This is a genomic window from Virgibacillus sp. L01, from assembly GCF_052246775.1.
Classification (GTDB): domain Bacteria; phylum Bacillota; class Bacilli; order Bacillales; family Amphibacillaceae; genus Lentibacillus.
In genome coordinates, this window is sequence record NZ_JBQQCP010000001.1 from 415,182 (window position 1) to 435,594 (window position 20,413).

Below are 20,413 nucleotides of genomic sequence, written 5' to 3' on the forward strand. Positions count from 1 at the left end.
TTAATCATCCTCTCTCATTTTGGAAATCGTCCGTTTTGGTTTAATAATAATACTGCTTACGATAAAGCCAATAACACCGCCAACAAGACCGGTAATTAACGGTTGAGGCGCCTCACCTGGAGCGATTATATATCCACCAAGAGCAAAAGCAATACAAAGCGCCATAGAGATACCAAGATCTTTAATTTTCACATTATCTCCCCACACATCCACATAATTCTTCCCTTCTTCGTTCAAAATCTCACCCCCTGGTACACGAAATTGTTTCAAATTACATTAACATCCATTTCCACTAACAGCATAGGCAAGTGACTTACTCGGCAGTTCCTTTTGCAGTTTGTCCTGGATAAAAAGTGCTGCTTCCTGTATCTTGTTTTCCTGAATTCCAGTATCTATTCCTAGCCCATGTAATAAATATAGCACATCATTTGTTGCCACATTACCTGCTGCCCCCGGTGCATATGGACAACCTCCTAATCCTCCAACAGAACTATCAAAACGGGAAACGCCATATTGAAGTGATCTCATAATGTTGGCAATAGCCATCCCCCTCGTATTATGAAAATGCATGATAATCTTATCTTCCGGAAAATGGGAAAAAACGGCTTCGAGCAGCTGTTCCACTTGGGATGGGACTGCTGAACCAATCGTGTCACCCAAAGAAATTTCGTCTGCTCCATATTCAAATAATCTATCGCAAACACGGACAACCTGTTCAGGTGTAACTTTTCCTTCAAAAGGACAGTCAAACACAGTTGAAATATAGCCTGTAACACGCTTATTTGCTTGTTTTGCCTCGTGAACTACTTCTCCCAGTACCGGAAATGTATCAGCAATAGATTTATTAATATTTTTTCGATTATGTGTTTCACTTGCCGACATGAATATTGACGCACCATCAATTCCAGTCTCCAGTGCATGCTGCAGTCCCTTCAGATTTGGAACAAGTGCCGAATAAAAGACATTTGGATTTCGCTTAATTTGCCTTCCGACTTCACGAGCATCTGACAAGGCCGGAATCCATTTTGGGTGAACAAATGATGAATACTCGATCTCTTTTATCCCTGAATCAGTAAGTTTATTGATCCAAGCCACCTTATCTGCGGTCGGAAGCCAAGTCTTTTCGTTCTGCAAACCATCACGAGGTCCGACTTCTTTCAATTGAACATATTTTGGCCATTGCATGTTTACCCCTCCTCTTTCTCTTTAGAAAACTTGGCTTATCGCCAAGCTTTAATGGCGAAAGCCTTAGTTGCACTTATGCAGTAAGAAAGGATTTATACTTTCTTAACTGCTGAAAAAAACTACTTCTCTAATTTCTGCACAATCTGTTTAATAGCATCAAAACTGAACTTTTCCTGTTCTGCTGCAAGTCTAACAACTTGATCTATTTGATCATCTCTTGCCCCGGCCATTGACGCCATGTTTCTGGCATGCAGCTTCATATGGCCCTTTTGAATACCTTCGCCCGCCAAGGCTTTTAGTCCGGCAAAATTCTGTGCCAATCCTGTTGCTGCAATAATTCCTGCCAGCTTTTCAGCTTTTTTTACCTGCAAAATTTTTGTTGCAAGCCTAGCTACAGGATGCGATTGCGTTGCGCCACCTATTAATCCAGCAGCTAGCGGCAGTTCAATCGTGCCGATGATCGAATTGTCTTCACCAAGCTCCCATTGTGTTAGCGAACGATATCTTCCTGTAATCGAAGCATATGCATGAGCCCCCGCCTCAACCGCTCTTGTATCATTACCTGTTGCAAGAACAACAGCAGAAATGCCATTCATGATTCCTTTATTATGTGTCGCAGCACGATATGGGTCAGCAATAGCTAACTGATGTGCCTTCATAAATTTATTGATTGCCTCCTGATCTCCCGCAAATGGATCCTCAAATACAGCACGCGCCCGCACAATCCGCTGATCAGCCAGATTGGACAAGATGCGTAAGACCACCTGACCACCAGTAATATTCTCGATTAACGGGGAAACAGCTTCAGCCATTGTATTAACAGCATTAGCACCCATGGCATCTTTTGTATCAACCAGTAAATGAACAACAACCATTTTTTCATCTTCACCTTGAATAACGTGTACATCCAAATCCTTAGCACCACCACCAAACAACACAAGCGTTTGATCCTGTTCATTACAAAGTCGTAAAATCGCATCTTTATTTTCATAGATTCGTGCTAATGCACCATAAGGATCTTTCAAGTTTGTTATTTGTACCTGTCCTCGCATAATTGAACCGGAATAAGAAGTCGTAAAGCCTCCAGTGTTGTATGCTAATTTCGCAGCATGGCTAGCGGCCGCCACAACAGATGGCTCTTCGGTAGCCATTGGCACAAAAACATCCTCCCCATCCACTTTAAAGTTAGCCGCAACTCCTAATGGAATAGGTAAATAACCAATCACATTTTCGATCATTCGATCAGCATCTTCAGTCGTAAAACCATGTTCTCCTTTTAAAATCTTTTTTTCATCATCTGAAAGTTCAAGATGCTCCGTTACTTTATCCAGTCTTTGTTCCGGCGACAACTTATAAAATCCCGAAATATATGATGTCATTATGAAGCCTCCTAAGATTTTGTTAAGGCAAAAGAATGCGCTTACAAAATTATATTTATCATTGTTTCCTTATATTCACCTTTGTTGAATACAGTGTATAATGAATTTTCTAAATATGTCAACTAGCTGGAATTCTTGCAAAAAAAATTAGAGGCTGGTATATAAAAACTTTCCTTTAAAGACGTGAAACAACTTGATAGGATGTCTAACAAACGTTTATTTTCAATGGTTGGGTCTAATACTTAGTTGATTAAAAATATGAAAAAATAGCTGAGTGCTTTGACACCGCTTCGGAAATACATTCCACGCACCTTAGGGCAACACTTAAGCTTCCTCGGAAGCAAAAATCGCTTTCTGCGGGATCTTCAGCTGTTGCGGCGACGAGCAGGACGCTCTAGTGCCGGCGTTGGTCACAGGACGTGACCGGTTTTAGCCGGTTCTCGCAGGAGTCTCCATGTATTTCCTCCACTGGTTTTTGTTCAATTTAACCGTTAAATTAATACTTATTGTGACATTGCTTCTTAGTTATAGGGAACATTCAAGCGTCTAATCAGGAAATCTCAATCAGTGAAGGCAGAATACGCAGACTCCTATGGGAACAGCACGTTCCAAAGACCCCGGAATAAGCGCCCTTTGCTTAGCAGCTAAGAAAGAATAAATCTTTTCTAACTGCAAAATAAATCCGAACTAATTCGAATTCTATCTTAAGAATTTTGAATCATAGTTCGGATTTCACTTTGACTAGAACACTTTTGTCCCAGCCTTTATTAAACAGCTATTCGCTTACTGCTGGTTACCATTAGAATGCTGGTTCTTCTGTTTAACCTCTTCAGCATTGGTATCACTATAAATATTGGTACCACGACCACCGGTTGTCTTAGCAATCCATTCTTTTGCTTCATTATAAGAAAGACCTGAACGCCGACTCTGCTCTTTGACCGCATCAATATCTGTTCCTGCAACTGTATATTTGCCATTACGTTGATTATTTTCCTTCATAAAAAAACCTCCATTCCGTTTGCTGTTATTTTACGCAATAGCTGTTTTTTTAATTTGGGAAAATATTCAATGGTTGAATAAAACAAAAAGGTTTTTGATACTTTTCAGAAGATTTCCGGTTTATATATAAGCTAAATATTTTTTACCACGACACAATCCACACCTTTTGGGGTGAACGAAGACAATAAGGGACAGGAACCTTGCCCCGTTCCCCTCCATTTATGATAGTATAAATAGATAATGGAAAAACGATTGGAGGATTACACAGCATGTCAAAGGATGTACGACTTCGCACATTGGAAAAAGAGGATTTGGAGTTTTTGCACAAACTGAACAATGATCCAAATGTGATGGATTATTGGTTTGAAGAACCCTATATGTCTATGGAAAAGCTGAAGGATGAATTTGAAAAAAACCAGGACAGCACACGGGAGAGACAATTTATATTAACTTATAAAGAGGAAAAACTGGGATTTGTAGGCTTGTATGGTATTGATCAGAGACACCGATACGCGGAATTTGCGATTATGATCGATACCGCACATCAGGGTAATGGTTATGCCAGTACAGCAACTCAATTGGCGATGAATTATGCTTTTGCCACGCTTAACCTTCACAAGCTTTATTTAGTTGTAGACAAAGCAAACGAAAAGGCAATGCATATTTATGAAAAAGTCGGTTTTCATGTTGAAGGAGAGTTAAAAGAACACTATTTCGTAAACGGTGAGTATCATGATGCCGTGTTGATGAGTATTTTTGATAAAGGCTATTGGGAATTGAAGGAATAGCAATTATAGATAATATAGCCATAATTCAGGAAGTGGTATGCCTCTTCCTGAATGCTAACCCTTAATACATTCCAGGAATCGAAACAACAAGCTCCATTTCTCCCTCAACCTTATAATCTTCTATAGTAGATGGCAGAATAAAATGATCACCAGCTTGAATAGGAAAGGCCCGCCCATCAACCGTAACATTACCATTTCCGTTAATCACACTTACTAAAAGGAAAGACTGCAATTTACGTGTAACTTTACCATTAAGCTTCCAAAGATAAACACTGAAATACTTCTCCTCGATTAATTGTGTACTAACCAAATCGTCAATCACTTTTTCAACACGCTGAGAGTCCACTTCCTTATGCGGATAATTGGTCACCTCAATAGCGGAATCAATATGCAATTCACGCTTATTCCCTTTTGCATCAGTTCGGTCATAATCGTAAACCCGATAGGTAATATCCGAACTTTGCTGCGTTTCCAAGATGACTATTCCTTTACCAATTGCATGTATTGTACCGCTTGGAACGTATATAAAATCACCTTTTTGAACCTTTACACGTCTAAGTAACTTATCCCAGTCCCCGGAATCAACCACTCGCCTAAACTCTTCAGCTGATTGTGCATGGTGTCCGAAAACAATTTTCGCACCTTCTTCGCAGTCCAGCACATACCAGCACTCTGTTTTTCCGTAACTTTCACCCTCAACTTGTCTCGCATATGTATCATCAGGATGAACCTGAACAGATAAATCATTGTTAGCATCCAAAATTTTAACTAGTAGTGGAAAATCTTCTTCAGTAGATGTCTTCCCAAATATTTCCGGATGTTCCTTCCACGCTTCAACTAAGTCCTTTCCCTGTAACGGACCATTTACTATTTCAGACGGGCCATTCGGATGGGCTGATATAACCCATGCCTCACCTGTTTTGTTGTTGGGGATGTCGTATCCAAAAAGTGTTTGTAATTTGTCGCCGCCCCATATACGCTCCTGAAATACAGGTTTTAGAAAAATTGGTTCGTTATACATTTTTATTCCTCCATACCTATCGATTAAAACACAAAGCTGCTGCTCCTATAACTCCAGATTTTTGCTCTAATTTTGCCGGAACTATTTCTGTTTTTCTTCCGGTTTCGTTTAACGCAAAATTATTTACATACGTCTGAATCGATTGAAAAAGCGGTGCACCAACTTTTGAAACCCCTCCACCAATCACTATCTTTTCAGTATCAAAAGTATTAATAACTGAGACGCACGCAACACCAAGCACACGGAAAACCCTTTCTATTAAATGCACAATTTCCACATTTCCACTTAAGTAAAGATTGAATACATCTTTACTTGTAATGTCTTTGTCCATAATTACCGAACCCTGCCTGGCAATTGCCGTCCCTGATGCGATCCATTCCAAACAGCCGTATTGTCCGCACGTACACCTTCCAAACGATGGATCAACCACTGTATGTCCAATATCACCGGCATTCCCTTTCAATCCTCGTAGTAGCTTTCCTTCCGTCACAATCCCAGCACCAATGCCTGTGCTCACTGTTATATAGACAAAATCATCATTCTCTTGTGCTGCACCTGTCAATTTTTCGGCTAGCGCTGCAGCGTTTGCATCATTTTCCAATAAAACCGGCATCGAAAAATGTTGCTCAACTAATCTTGATACTGGTACATCAATCCACCCTTTTAAATTCGGTGGCGATGTGACAACGCCTTTTTTACTATCTAACGGACCAGGTGCACCGACACCTATTCCTATTAGCTGATTCATTGAGATCCCGGATTCTTTTAAAACACGTTCTATTTCTCTATTAATCTTGTGAACCATTTTAATTGCAGAAATCGTTATATCAGTTGAAATAACTGAATGCATTTTAATTTTTCCGGTTTCATCAACTATCGCTATCGCAACCTTTGTTCCACCAATATCAACACCAATCGCGTACTTCATAATGTATTCACCCTCTTTTACATATTATCATATTTGGGCCAAGATGCCGTCTCTTCCTTATTAAATTAAAAATGGGAGTTTAACCTTCCGTGCTGGCTAAACTCCTATACGTCCAGTTTAATTTAATAAGCTCCCCGTATATACTCATATACCTCATTACGATAAAACGTTGCCAGCCTATCTAATTCTTCGGATGAATACCCTTTTACATCTAAGGACTGCAGATTATCTTCTACCTGCTTCATATTTTTGAATCCAGGAATAACACTGGAGATTTCCTTGTGTTCCAGAATCCACTTAAGCGCAGCGCGAGTCATACTCCCTCTGTCATCAGCTATCCAATCCAGATTACGACTCAGCTCAACCCCTTTGTTAAACTCAAGTCCAGCAAACGTTTCACCTACATTAAAAGCTTCTCCATCCCGATTAAAGTTACGATGATCATCTGCTTCAAATTTAGCATTTTCGCTAAACTTTCCAGTAAGTAGTCCACTTGCCAATGGTACACGGGCAAGGATACCTACGCCTTTATTATATGCCTCGGGGAACAGCTTCTCCAAAGGCTTCTGACGGAAAATATTAAAAATAACCTGTAACGAGCTTGCATTTGTATGTTCCAGGCAATATAAGCCTTCTTCAACTGTCTCGACACTTACGCCATAGTACCGTATTTTTCCTTGTTCCTTTAACTTTTCCAATGCCTCAAAGACTCTGCCGTCTTGCAGTATTTCCATTGGTGGACAATGGATTTGATATAAGTCAAGCTGGTTACGATTCAAGCGTCTTAGGCTATCCTCACAATACTCCGTTACGCGTTCTATCGAGTACGTTTCAGGATCATGGATATCACCGCCACGGCAAAATTTAGTCGCGATATGAATAGATTCTTGTTTTCCTTTTGTTGCCTTGGCCAATAGTTCCTCACTATGACCACCACCATAAACGTCAGCGGTATCAAAGAAATTGACACCTTCATCCATAGCGCGGTCTAAAGCACGTAATGCCTCTTTATCATTTAACTTACCCCATGCACCGCCAATAGCCCATGTGCCAAAGCTTAATTCACTAATCCTCAAATCTGTCTTTCCAAGTTGACGGTAGTTCATGATATCTCTCCTCTACTTTTCATAATATATTAGAATCGAAAGCATCAGTCTGCAGGCCAAATGCCTAAACTTAAGGACCAGAGTATTCTCTCCGGTCCTCCGAATCTCGCTACCAGTGAATGTTTTCCTCTAACTTGGTGAGCATAGTCCACTTGTAACCAATGCATGATACCAAAATCCACTATCCCTTCACAGATCCGGCCAGAAGTCCACGAACAAAGTATTTTCCCAATATGATATAAACAAGCAGCGTCGGTAATGCTGCAATTAGTGCTCCGGCCATTTGAACATTCCACTCGACAATCTGACTCCCAGAAAGATTCTGCAATGCAACCATAATTGGCTGGTTTTCATTTGTTGTAATCGTCACTGCAAATAAAAACTCATTCCAAATATTCGTAAACTGCCAGATTGCTACTACTACAAATCCTGTGATTGATAACGGCACCATAACATGTCTGAAAACACCAAGAAAACTTGCCCCATCGATTTTAGCTGCTTCAATCATTTCATCTGGAATACTTGCATAGAAGTTGCGGAACATTAAGGTTGTAATCGGCAAGCCATATACAACATGTACCAGAACCAGCCCTGCAATAGTGTCGTACAATCCAATACTGCGTATGAATTGTATCAGTGGTATCAGGATGCTTTGATACGGGATAAACATTCCAAATAAAATAATCATGAATAATGTTTCCGAACCTTTAAATTTCCATTTTGATAAAACATATCCATTCATTGCCCCTAACAGAGCAGATAAGAGAGTTGCAGGTATCACTAAGTAAACACTGTTCATAAAGTTTGGAGCAAGTTCCTTGATCGCCTGTGCATAGGAACTGAAGTCAATTGAAGTTGGCAACGCCCACATTTGTTCCAATGAAACTTCATCCAATGGTTTTAAACTCGTTACAATGATTACATAAATCGGCATTAAAAATAATATAGCTAAAAAGACTAATATCAAATATTTTATTGTTTTTCCAATCGGAAATGCCGCCATTAATTATCACCCTTTCTACTGTTCCATAGATACGGAACAATGAATATCGCTACCAAAAGTAACATGATAATTGCAATAGCAGCACCATTTGCATAGTAATGTCCTTTAAACGTTGTTTCGAACATATAGACCGCAGGAACATCGGTAACATAGTTTGCTCCTGACCCTGTCATGGCATAAATTAGATCAAATATTTTCAATGATATATGGGCCATAATGATAATAACACTTACCGTTATCGGCATTAACATCGGAATAACAACCTTCCGATATATCTGGAATTCACTTGCTCCGTCCATTCTGGCTGCTTCACGCAGTTCATCAGGGATTCCACGCAGACCTGCCAAATACATCGCTAACGAAAATCCGGTCATCTGCCAAACCGCTGCAATAACTACTGCTATAATCGCCACCGGCAACCCGAACTCTATCTTGCCCCACTCAAAACCAGCAATAATATTTGTATCGGTATACCATTTCGGCGTTATCCCAAACACCTTAAGAAACTGATTAAACCCTGTTGATGGATTCAACAACCATTGCCATACTACACCCGTTACAATAAATGACAACGCCATTGGGAATAAAAAGATATTACGGAAAATGGATTCACCTTTTAATTTTTGGTCAATCAGAATACCTAACCCCAACCCGGATACAATGACCGATCCTATGAAAAAGATGGTAAAAAATACTGTATTCCGTAAATCAGCCTGAAAACGGTAATCCTGGAATAAATAAATATAGTTTTCAAGTCCAGCAAAGGAAAAATCAGGTGTAAGTGTGTTCCAATTACTTACTGATACAAATCCTGTCCATCCAATAAATCCGTAAACGAAAACTAGAATCAGGATAATAGATGGAATGAGAAATGCCACTGCTGTCCAATGGTCTTTGGTAAATTTGCTCTTATGCTTTTTCTTAATTGCTGTATCCTCCAAATTGTTTCCTCCTTACTTAGAGGCTTTTCACTATTTGAAAACTCGAATTATTGTTATGGGAACCTTATGAAAGCATATTTTGCTTTCATAGATCCCTTTATACTTTGGAGTGCAAGCTTTAGTTGCACTTAGCAGTAAGCAATGTGTTTATTTTTTCTGGATTACCAAAAATTAATAAGAGACTGCCCCCGCTTTCAGGCAGCCTCAAGATTCTACTTATTAAAGTTCAGATGATGCAGATTTCAATGCTTGAATAAAGTTATCAACATCACGTTGTGTTACAAAGATATTCACAGCCTGATTAGCTTTTGTCAGAAAACCTGCGGCAGCTGCAGATCCGTGCGCAAGACTTGGAACTAACCTCGAGTCTTTAAAATCCTGCATCGCTTCTTTTCCATATGCATCATATTTTGACTCATCAGCGTCAGTACGTGCAGGGATAGATCCTTTTAACGGATTAAATACATCCTGTGCCTCAGTAGATCCAAGGAATGTTAAGAATTCCTTAACATCTTTCGGGTTTTCAATCCCTTTAGGCAATCCAAATGTATCAGTGATAACTTGAAATTCACCTTTTGTTCCAGGGAATTCAAAGAATCCGAAGTCTTTATTTGTTTCCATATCTAAATCATTTACAAAGTAACCTTTTGCCCAGTCACCCATATTAATCATAGCCACTTCTCCATTAGCAACAAGCTGTGCAGAATCCTGCCAATTTCGTGCAGCGTGGTCTTCATTAATGTTATCAAGAACCTTACTGAATTTTTCGGCTGCTTCGACTACCCGTTCATCATCAAACGGGATCTCGCCTGCGAATAATTTTTTGTAATCGTCCGGACCAAGCACACCTAACAAAACGTTTTCGAAGATTTGTGTTGCCGGCCAGGAATTTTTATCTCCTAGTGCTACCGGTGTAACACCTGCTTCTTTTAATTTCGCAGATGCTGCGAAGAACTCATCGAATGTCTCTGGTTCTTCAATGCCGTTTTCTTCAAATACCTTTTTATTATAGAACATTACATTTCCTCTATGAATATTTACTGGTACGGAGTAAATATCTCCATCCTTACTGACCAAATCAATCAGTTCCTCAGGAAATTTTTCCTTCCATCCATTTTTCTCATAAAGTTCGTTAAGTGGCTCCATTTTTCCTGCTGCCACCCAGCCTTCATTCAGTTCGTCACCACCGTGTACCTGGAATGTTGATGGTGGATCGTCACCTTGCATACGTGTAGCAAGTACTGCTTTTGCGTTCGTTCCAGCTCCACCGGCAACTGCTGCATTTTCGACCTTGATTTCCGGATGCTCTTTCTCAAATAAGTCAATTATTGCAAGTAAGCCATCTTCTTCACCAGCACCAGTCCACCAACTAAAAATTTCAACTTTGTTTGCACTCTCTTCTCCCCCAGAGTCTGAACTACCTTCTGCATCATCTGAACCACTACATGCAGAAAGCACAAGAGCTAATGCAAACAATAAAATAATACCAGATAATTTCTTCATATTTTTCCCCCTCCATTATGTTAACGCTTTCAAGTACCATTATAAATATTCAGAATAGTAGTTGGGTTTTTGATTACTGTATTATTTTATGATTACCTTCACTTTTTAAAGATTTGCTGCTGAAAATTCTTCGGTGACATTTGATAAGACCTTTTAAACACCCGACTGAAATAATTGGGATCGTTGTAACCGACCATATAACTGATCTCCTTTAGAGAATACTGATTTTCCATTATCAAAAGCTTTGCTTCATTCATTCTTTGTCCAGTTATAAATTCTACAAATGTATTTCCGAACTCCTTTTTAAATACATTAGAAAAATAATTCGGACTTAATCCGACGTGTGCAGCCATCTCCTCCAGAGTGATTCCCTGCCTGTAATGTTCATCAATATATTCCTTCACTTTCTCCATGAGCTTCTTCGAACGATAATGTTCCTGGAATGTCAAACAGCAAAGGATTATAAATTGCTGCCACTCTACATCGGAATCCAGTTCAGAAATGGTGTTCTCAGGGAAAGCAATATTTTGCTCTTCCATCATCCGCTTCACATTAAAATAAATATCCTCATGATCATCTATAGAAAAGAAGTCACGTTTATCTTTATAAAGCTGGAGTGACTCATGTTCATTACCTTTCTCGACTTCAGCGAGTAACTGAACAATGACATCTGGAATATTACCCTTGTCTTCACTTTCCTCTAGGAATCCGTATTTTCTGCTATTATTCTTTGTCAGTTGATAAGCTGCTGTGAGGGCTTCGTGATATGACTTTGGGAAATAATCCAGGGCTGAATACGGATGACCGATGCCAATATAACAGTCGTCACCGAATTCCAATTGCATCTTTCGGGCTTGCATTAAAATGTCAGACTTATTTAATTCTGAATTTGCTAATATACAACAGGCGATCCGTCCATCTGTACTATCCACTATAAATGGGTGCTCCAGATGTTTTTTAAGCATTTGCCGAATCATTTCTTTTTCAATAGGCTGCGTAAGTTGAATAACCAGAAAATAACCGCTTTTAAACGAAGGGAAATACTCTTTCAGTATTGAATAAGCTTCTTTGTCTAAAGGCTGATGCATTAATTTTGTAATAAAACTTTCTTCGATTAAGTTTCTTTTTTCAGTCTGCTGTTGCACCTCATACTCAATTTCCTTTTTCACACGCAAAATCGATCTGACTATTTCTTCTTTTTTGCCAGGTTTTAAAATGTATTCTTTTACGCCGTGATTCATTGCTCGCTTCGCAAAATCAAAAGAATCGTATGCAGATACCAAAATGAATTTGCTTGAAGCACTTAAGCTCTGTATTTCCTCAATTGCTTCAAGTCCATTAATCCCCGGCATTTTAATATCCATAAAAATAATATCAGGAGCATTTAGCTGTGCAAGTTCAATTGCTTCTCTTCCGTTCGCAGCTTCGTCAATTATCTCTATCTCTGAAAAATTATTTTCAAGAAATTTACGCATTGCTTTACGCTCCAGTAATTCATCTTCAGCAATAAGGATCCTCATTTCAGCTCCTCCTTATCTCGTGGCAGTATAAGTTTTATTACAGTTCCCTGCCCGGGCTTCGATTTCATTTCAACAATATGGGTCAAACGGAAGAACAGCTGTAATCGCCTGATTACATTCGTTAGACCAATCCCGGTCGAATGGCCTACATGCTCTTCCTGCTGTTTTGTCAGTGAAAGTATTTGATTGACTTTTTCTTGTTCCATGCCTACACCATCATCGCTAATTTCCACAATTACATTCTTTAAATCCTGATAAATGACAAGAGAAATCGCACCCCCTTCTTCTTTCCCTTCAATTCCGTGGATAAAAGCATTCTCAATTAAGGGCTGTAGTGTTAATCGGGGAACTTCGAGCCCAAGACAGGTCTCATCAATATCTAGGTGAAATGTTATCCGTTCAGAAAACCTGACTTTTTGAATATGAAAATAGTCTTCAACAACCTTTACTTCATCTTTTAGTGAAACACGATGTTCAATTTCTCCAAGACTGTGCCTAAGCAGTGTCGCCGCAGAGTCTATTAAGCCGGAAGTTGATTTAGCATCTTCCAAATATGCCATTTTGGAAATCGTGTTTAACGTATTGAACAAAAAATGCGGGTTTACCTGATTTTGCAAGTGCTTCAGTTCCATTTCCTTAACTAATCGGTCAAGCTCTGACTGATCCTGTACTTCCTCAAAAAGTTCATAAATGTTTGAACGCATTTGGTTAAACGTATCACCGAGCAATCTTAGTTCGTCATTAGTACGTACGTTAATCGGATCCCCCTTCAAGTCACCTCTGGATACTTCCTCAGCAGCAACAGACAGTTTTCCTAAAGGACGGGTAATCCCTTTTGAAAACCATAAAGCAAAAAATACCGCCAGCATAATAGTTGTCAGAAATAAAAAAGCGATAAACAGCAGAAAATTTTTATTACGCAACTGCAAATCATCGTAAAATGATTGATAGGCTGTTAGTTCGAGCTTAATTATTTCCAGTGTGGATTCTGCTATGTAATCCGATGCATTTCCTGCTTCCTCAAGGTGATTCATATACTTTTCACTGTCATCTCTTAAAACAAAACCAACTGTTAGCTCTGTTTCACGAATGTATGTCTCAATCAGATTTATATAATTCTTCATTTCAATTCTGTCTATATAGTAAAACGTGGCCGTTAACTGGTCCACGTTTCCTTCCAGTTCTGTTTTTATCCTATAATAATCTTCAGCACTTCCAGAATTCGGTTCATTGACATATGATTTTGTTGTTGAATATAGCTCTGATGTCTGTTGTGATATAGTATTAAGCAAAAGAAAGCGCTGGAAACTGTCATTATATGTTTTAGTTAATTCATTTGAACTGACAAAGATGGAAACCGCTGTTACCTGAAATAGAATAACAAAAACAAAGAAATAAATGATTAGCTTACCTCGAATTGTCTTCATTTTAGCCCACCATACTTAAGTGAACTTAAATCCTTTTTTTCTATTACCTTAGTATCGGTATAAATCTCTTTATTTAATAAATCACTGTTCTGCAACTCAATCATTACATTTACCGATTTAATTCCCATTTTCTTAGGATATTGTGCAATCGTTGCATCAATTTTTCCTTCTCGAATTAATTCCTGTGTTTCAGGCAGCAAATCAAATGCAATAATGGGAAATTCTTTATATGTACCAATTTCCCGAATACCATCAACAATACCGATCCCATCCAATGCACTGGTTCCAACAAACATAGTAATAGATGGATGTTGTTTTAATAGCGAGTAGGTTGCCTGAGCAGCACCAATTGCAGTAATATTGGACTCTTCTATGTCAACAATATGTATACGGGGAGTCTGCTTTATTACATGATTGAAACCTTCCAGTCTTCTTTGTTGATTAATTGCGTTATATCTTCCTGTAACAATCCCCACGTATTGTTCACCTGTGGTATTTTCAATTACCGCCTTGCCGGCTAATTTTCCTGCGTAGAAATTATCTGTTCCGATATAGGCTTTACGCTCACTGCTTGGAACATCTGTATCCACTGTGATTATAGGAATTCCCCGTTCAACCCCTTTATGTACTAAATCAACAAAGCGTTCGCCTGGTACCCCTTGAACAATAATCCCATCCACCTTAGCAGAAATCATCCGGTCCAATAACTTTAAAAGTTTATCATTGTTTGCTCTGGATGGAGCAAGATACTCCAAATAAATATCATGTTCAGCTGCAGCCTTTTTAGCTCCTTTTTCAATTTGCCTCCAATATTCATTGTCCGTTTCTTCAGCTATTAATGCAAAATGATAATTGTAATCTGCTGACTCCACTTTTTCCGTTTGAATAATAAATGTTTTATAACCATAAATAAGCATACCGATAAAACATATGCAGAAGATAACACCACTCAATGTATAAACTAGTAATCTAGAATTGCTCATTGCATCTCATCCCATTAACATTATGAATCCATTCTATCATGATGCTGCTAAAAATTGAAAAATTAATTTACAGATTATTGCAAACTTAATTTAAATAAATAATGCAATACTTATTTTTTGAATAAAATTGTCCTATGTGACTGATAGATAACCCTGATCCCGACTAGGTAAAAAGTTCTATAACTCTAACAGAATAGGTGTTAAGTTCTATTTTTTGTTGATGCTCTTTTCTTATAATAATCTAGAAATTATTAAGAAAATCCATCAAATTATTGTAAGCGATTACAATAACTCAAGTATAATTCTACTAATAGTAATAGGGTTGAAAATGGAAAGGAAGTGATTTCAGAAATAATGCTGTTGCAGGACTGACAAATGACCCTTTTTTTGTCAAACAAGTTAACTACAAAAAAATCTACTAGAAATTGGAGGATGAGAAGTGAGAAAAAGATTTATACCAAAATTATCATTTATGCTTTGTTTTCTAATGGTAGTCTCGGCACTACCAATCTCACCAGTAAAATCAACTCTGTCTAAAGCTGCAACAAAAGATTTCACCTCATCATTTGAAGCCAGCGATCAACAATTAACGTGGGAAAACACTTCAGAAATAGATAGTGAAGGCAATAAAATGACCTCAGGTGTGATTGGGGAAATTCCTTATAATTCAATCCAGGGGGATATAACAAATAAAGTAGAAGAAGTCTCAGCAAGTAACAGCAATCCCCCAAATGAAGTAGCAACTAATTTAATAGATCGAAGTGCACAGTCAAAATGGTTAGCATTTGAATCTAGTGCATGGATTGAATTTTCATTTGCTGAGCCACAGAATCTGGTTAAGTACGCACTCACATCAGCTAATGACGCACCAGGAAGGGATCCAAAAAATTGGACATTAGTTGGCTCTAACGATAGGGAAAACTGGGTGAAGTTAGATACAAGAACGGATCAGGCTTTCAAAGACAGGTATAAAAGGAAAGTATTTGAATTTGAAAATAATGAGGAATACACTTATTACCGTCTAAAAATTACGGAAAACGCTGGTGATCGACTTACTCAATTGGCAGAAGTTGCATTATCTAACGGAATTGATGTCCCACCGCCACCACCATCAGACATGAAAACGTACGTCAGTGATGGTCCAACAAGTAGTTATACCGCTAAGACTAGAGTTGGCTGGACGGGTACAAAAGCGTTAACTTACGAAGGCAGACATGAAGTTGACGGGGAAGCTTATGCCTATAATAAGCTATTTGATGTGAACATTGAAGTTACACCAGAAGCAAAACTATCTTATTATATCCATCCACAGTTCGTGGATCAGGAACAGTTGGATTATTCTAGTACCTATGTATCTATTGATCTAGCATTTACCGATGGTTCCTATTTGAGTGAACTTGGAGCAAAAGACCAGCATGGTGTGGTGTTAAACCCGCAAAAACAAGGAGAATCGGAAACACTTTATCCAAATCAATGGAACCATAAACAAGCTGACATTGGCTCGGTTGCTGAAGGAAAAACCATTGATAGAATACTTGTTACTTACAAGAATTCAAAAGGACCTGGTGTCTTTAAGGGAAGTATTGACGATATTAAAATCGAAGGCAACCCCGAACAAGCAGACTACACAAGTCCTGTTGATTACGTAAATATATTAAGAGGAACAAATTCGAATGGTTCATTTTCACGTGGGAATAACTTTCCTGCAGTAGCAGTCCCACACGGTTTTAATTTCTGGACTCCCGTAACGGATGCTGGTTCTACAAGCTGGCTTTATAGTTATCAGCAATCGAATAACGAGAACAATCTTCCAGAACTAGAGGCATTCTCTCTTAGCCATGAAACTAGCCCTTGGATGGGGGATCGTCAGACATTCCAGGTTATGCCGGCTAAAGGAGATAATCCGAGTGCTGACCGTAAAGAACGAGCACTTCCGTTCAAACATGAAAATGAAATAGCAAAACCCCATTATTACAGCGTTGAATTTGAAAATGGTATTCAAACAGAAATGACCCCCACGAATCGAGCAGCAATGTTTACCTTTACATTTACTGGAGATACGTCAAATCTCATTTTTGACAATGTGAATGATAAAGGCGGTTTAACCTTAAGTCCAGATAAACAGACAATTAAAGGGTATTCAGATGTTAAAAGTGGTCTATCAACTGGTGCAACAAGAATGTTTATTTACGCTAAAGTTGATAAGCCCGTAAAAGATAGTGGTAAGTTAACCGGTGAAGGAAGGGATAATGTCACAGGTTATTTGCAATTTGATACATCTGGTGCTGATAAAACGGTCAGCATGAAAATGGCAACATCTCTAATTAGTGTTGAACAAGCGAAAAAGAATTTAGAACAAGATATAAAGTCTGATGCTAGTTTTGAAGACTTAAAACAAAAGGCAAAAGAACTTTGGAATGAGAAGCTGGGTATTATTGAAATAGAAGGGGCATCACATGATGAACTTGTAACATTTTACTCAAACATGTACCGTCTGTTCACATACCCAAACAAAGCATATGAAAATACTGGTACAGACGCTGATCCTGTTTATAAATACGCAAGTCCATTTTCGGAAGAAGTTGGCGAGAATACTGCAACGAAAACGGGAGCTAATATTGTAGAAGGTGAGCCTTATGTTAACAATGGCTTTTGGGATACGTACCGAACAACTTGGCCTGCTTATACATTATTGACGCCGACACAAGCAGGTGAAATGATCGACGGATTTGTCCAACAATATAAGGATGGAGGTTGGATCTCAAGGTGGTCTTCTCCTGGATATGCGAATTTGATGGTTGGTACCAGCTCAGATGTGGCATTTGGAGATGCATACCAAAAAGGTGTAACAAACTTTGATGTTGAAGCCTATTATGAATCTGCGATAAAAAATGCCTCTGTTGCAAGTGAAGATCAAAGTGTTGGTCGAAAAGGATTATCCACATCCATCTTTGACGGTTATACGAGCAACTCAACCGGTGAAGGCATGTCTTGGGCAATGGATGGTTATATCAATGACTTTGCAATTGCAAACATGGCAAAAGAACTACTCGAAAAAACAGATGAAAGCGATACCAAATACGAGCAGTATCAAGCAGATTATAACTACTACTTGTCTCGTGCTCAAAACTACGTGAATATGTTTAACCCGGAAACAGATTTCTTTATGGGCAAAAAAGCTTCAGGTAAATGGAAATCTACGCCGGAAAACTATGACCCAAGAGAATGGGGCGGAGACTACACAGAAACAAATGGATGGAATATGGCTTTTCACGTACCACAGGATGGTCAGGGATTAGCCAACCTTTATGGTGGCAGGGACGGGCTTGCAAATAAGCTGGATGAATTTTTCTCTACCCCGGAAACTGCCTTACATCCAGGTCACTATGGTGGTATTATTCATGAAATGCGTGAGGCCAGAGATGTACGAATGGGAATGTACGGACATAGCAATCAGCCTTCCCATCATATCCCATACATGTATAATTTCGCAGGGCAACCTTGGAAAACACAGGAAAAGGTTAGTGAGGTATTATCACGACTTTATTTAGGAAGTGAGATTGGCCAGGGATACCCGGGAGATGAAGATAATGGTGAAATGTCTGCATGGTATATTTTCAGTGCAGCAGGATTCTATCCATTACAGATGGGGAAACCAGATTATGCAATTGGGGCTCCATTCTTTGAGAAAATGACTATCCATTTGGAAAGTGGCAAAGATCTTGTAATTAAAGCTCCAAATGTAAGTAAAAAGAATAAATATGTACAAAGCTTGAAGGTGAATGGTAAATCCTATAATAAGACGACACTATCCCATGACTTGTTGGCTGAAGGGGCAACACTTGAATTTGATATGGGGCCGGAGCCGTCTGATTGGGGAACAGGTGAAGATGCATTACCTGCATCTATTACAGATAATGCAACTAACGGTTCTTCCCTGCTTCCAGATCCTTTAAAAGATTTGACAAATGATACTAATGGTAGCGCCGTTCATAGTGATAAGGGCGTTGCGGATCGCCTTTTCGATAACAACTCTGAAACAAAAGTGACATTGGAAAATGACAATCCATGGGTTCAATTTCAGTTTGAGGATGAAGCAAAAAGACCGTTAATGTACACCATTACTTCAGGCAACAACGACCAATCAGATCCGAAAAACTGGACGTTGTTAGGATCTAAAGATTCAAAAGAATGGACTATAGTTGATGAAAGAACAGACGTTAATTTTAAATGGCGGGAATTTACAAAACCATTTATTATTCAAAACCCCGGTGAATATACCTATTATCGATTACAGGTAACTGAAAATGGAAAAAATGGCTCTACCTCATTTGCAGAAATTGAATTTCTCGGTTACGGAAACATGAGTGAGAAATTTGAACAAGTGAGAGAAAGCTATGAAGGATATCGTGATTCTGGGGATATTAAAGGGGCACTGAGCAAGCAATTCGATGCCAAGTTTAGTCAGGCTGAAGATCAGTTTGAAAAAGAGCATTTTAAACAGGCAGCTAAGAAACTGGATGATCTATTGAACTTCGTAAATGAGAATTCTAAAAACATTACTAAGGAAGCCAAAAAAGCTTTAAGTGCAGATATAAATGCACTAATCACTTCTGTTTCACGATTAAATTCAGGTGGTAATCCAGGTGAAGGACAATGGAAATATAAAGATGAGGTAGAACAAGTGCCGGTCTTTGAAGTTTCCAATCTTGCTGCTCCTACTGTTAAACCAGGAGGAGATGCTACGATTTCAGTTAATGTTACAAATATCGGATTATTAGCTGGTGACAAACAAATTGACTTTTCTTTTGATGGAGATCCTGTTGAAACAAAAACTATTACCCTTGAGCCTGGCGAAAGTAAGACTGTAACGTTTATCGTAAGTGACGTGGCATTAGGAATACACCAATTTAAAATTAATGAATTAACCGGAGCATTAAAAGCTCTACATGATGGACCAGTGCTGTCACTTGATTTTGAAGATACTGTGCAAGATGCATCACCTTATGGACATGATGGAGCGATACATGGCGATGTATCGTTTGTAGAAGGAAAGGTTGGAAATGCCATTAAACTAAATGGTGGATGGGTTGATATCCCTTCCAGTAAGTTGTTGAATGGTGATGATGAATTTACAATTGGGCTATGGGTTAACCTTGAAGACCCAGGCCAAGATCAGAAAATTATAGGTAAAACCACTATTGGAAATGGTTATGTTTTAGGTGTAGACGGTGGCCTTTATCCTGAAATATGGGATGATAGTGGAAGCAGGTTTAGCTTTAATAATGGCTCGATTGCTCCTAATGAATGGACTCATCTTGCGCTAACCTGGAAACAAAATGGGCAGGTAACTGGCTATATCAATGGAGAAGAAGTAGCAAGTGTGGCAGCAGGAATGAATCCAATAGCACCTAATGATAACCCGTTAATTCTTGGTGGAGCACCATGGGGACCTGATGGACTTCAAACAAAAGGTTTAGTCGATGAAGTTCGAATCTACAAAGAAGCACTAAGTTCAGAAGAGATAAAAGAAATGTACACGGGTAACGCAAATTAGATTGATTTTATCTTAATTGCTAAAAAGCCGAAAAAAACTCCGATCCTTGCGAGGGATCGGAGTTTTTTGAGTG

At 38.8% G+C, this 20,413-nt stretch carries 14 protein-coding genes and 1 pseudogene; 2 read left to right on the forward strand and 13 right to left on the reverse strand.

Annotation, left to right across the window (positions count from 1 at the left end; all coding sequences use genetic code 11):
• The 4 genes from ACTWQM_RS01925 to ACTWQM_RS01940 form a co-directional block, all read right to left on the reverse strand.
• Positions 1–237, reverse strand: coding sequence for a hypothetical protein (locus tag ACTWQM_RS01925; RefSeq protein WP_443256474.1), 237 nt, complete (start codon positions 235–237; stop codon positions 1–3).
• A gap of 39 nt (positions 238–276) precedes the next feature.
• Positions 277–1,185, reverse strand: a complete 909-nt coding sequence (locus ACTWQM_RS01930; RefSeq protein WP_443256475.1) for a hydroxymethylglutaryl-CoA lyase — start codon at positions 1,183–1,185, stop codon at positions 277–279.
• Positions 1,186–1,304: 119 nt separating this feature from the next.
• Entirely contained in the window at positions 1,305–2,564 is a 1,260-nt protein-coding gene (locus tag ACTWQM_RS01935) for a hydroxymethylglutaryl-CoA reductase, degradative (protein ID WP_443256476.1), read from the reverse strand.
• Between the two features lie 783 nt (positions 2,565–3,347).
• Positions 3,348–3,563 (reverse strand): hypothetical protein, encoded by a 216-nt coding sequence (locus ACTWQM_RS01940; protein WP_443256477.1) that lies wholly within the window; start codon positions 3,561–3,563, stop codon positions 3,348–3,350.
• Positions 3,564–3,832: 269 nt separating this feature from the next.
• On the opposite strand from ACTWQM_RS01940, the gene ACTWQM_RS01945 reads away from it, so the two are divergent.
• Positions 3,833–4,351 (forward strand): GNAT family N-acetyltransferase, encoded by a 519-nt coding sequence (locus tag ACTWQM_RS01945; protein ID WP_443256478.1) that lies wholly within the window; start codon positions 3,833–3,835, stop codon positions 4,349–4,351.
• Between the two features lie 61 nt (positions 4,352–4,412).
• Here the strand turns inward: ACTWQM_RS01945 and manA are convergent, their stop codons facing one another.
• The 9 genes from manA to ACTWQM_RS01990 all read right to left on the reverse strand — a co-directional run bounded on the left by manA (position 4,413) and on the right by ACTWQM_RS01990 (position 14,783).
• Positions 4,413–5,372 (reverse strand): mannose-6-phosphate isomerase, class I, encoded by a 960-nt coding sequence (manA, locus tag ACTWQM_RS01950; RefSeq protein WP_443256479.1) that lies wholly within the window; start codon positions 5,370–5,372, stop codon positions 4,413–4,415.
• Positions 5,373–5,388: 16 nt separating this feature from the next.
• On the reverse strand, positions 5,389–6,300 hold the full coding sequence (locus ACTWQM_RS01955; protein WP_443256480.1) for an ROK family protein: 912 nt from the start codon (positions 6,298–6,300) through the stop codon (positions 5,389–5,391).
• A gap of 122 nt (positions 6,301–6,422) precedes the next feature.
• Positions 6,423–7,406 carry an aldo/keto reductase gene (locus ACTWQM_RS01960; protein ID WP_443256481.1) on the reverse strand — a complete coding sequence of 328 codons (984 nt, stop codon included), beginning with the start codon at positions 7,404–7,406 and terminating at the stop codon, positions 6,423–6,425.
• Between the two features lie 181 nt (positions 7,407–7,587).
• A complete protein-coding gene (locus ACTWQM_RS01965; RefSeq protein WP_443256482.1) occupies positions 7,588–8,409 on the reverse strand; it encodes a carbohydrate ABC transporter permease in 822 nt (273 codons plus the stop codon).
• Positions 8,409–9,350, reverse strand: coding sequence for a carbohydrate ABC transporter permease (locus ACTWQM_RS01970; RefSeq protein ID WP_443256483.1), 942 nt, complete (start codon positions 9,348–9,350; stop codon positions 8,409–8,411). The genes ACTWQM_RS01965 and ACTWQM_RS01970 overlap by 1 nt, the downstream gene beginning before the upstream one ends.
• A gap of 219 nt (positions 9,351–9,569) precedes the next feature.
• Entirely contained in the window at positions 9,570–10,853 is a 1,284-nt protein-coding gene (locus ACTWQM_RS01975) for an ABC transporter substrate-binding protein (protein ID WP_443256484.1), read from the reverse strand.
• 98 nt (positions 10,854–10,951) lie between these two features.
• The gene (locus ACTWQM_RS01980) at positions 10,952–12,373 is read right to left on the reverse strand and encodes a response regulator (protein WP_443256485.1); all 1,422 of its coding nucleotides are present in this window, start codon (positions 12,371–12,373) and stop codon (positions 10,952–10,954) included.
• Positions 12,370–13,800 carry a sensor histidine kinase gene (locus ACTWQM_RS01985; protein WP_443256486.1) on the reverse strand — a complete coding sequence of 477 codons (1,431 nt, stop codon included), beginning with the start codon at positions 13,798–13,800 and terminating at the stop codon, positions 12,370–12,372. The genes ACTWQM_RS01980 and ACTWQM_RS01985 overlap by 4 nt, the downstream gene beginning before the upstream one ends.
• On the reverse strand, positions 13,797–14,783 hold the full coding sequence (locus tag ACTWQM_RS01990) for a sugar-binding protein (protein ID WP_443256487.1): 987 nt from the start codon (positions 14,781–14,783) through the stop codon (positions 13,797–13,799). Before ACTWQM_RS01990 ends, ACTWQM_RS01985 begins: the two co-directional genes overlap by 4 nt.
• A 631-nt stretch (positions 14,784–15,414) precedes the next feature.
• On the opposite strand from ACTWQM_RS01990, the pseudogene ACTWQM_RS01995 reads away from it, so the two are divergent.
• A pseudogene (locus ACTWQM_RS01995) lies at positions 15,415–20,301 on the forward strand (GH92 family glycosyl hydrolase); the annotation flags it as partial.
• Positions 20,302–20,413: the final 112 nt, after the last annotated feature.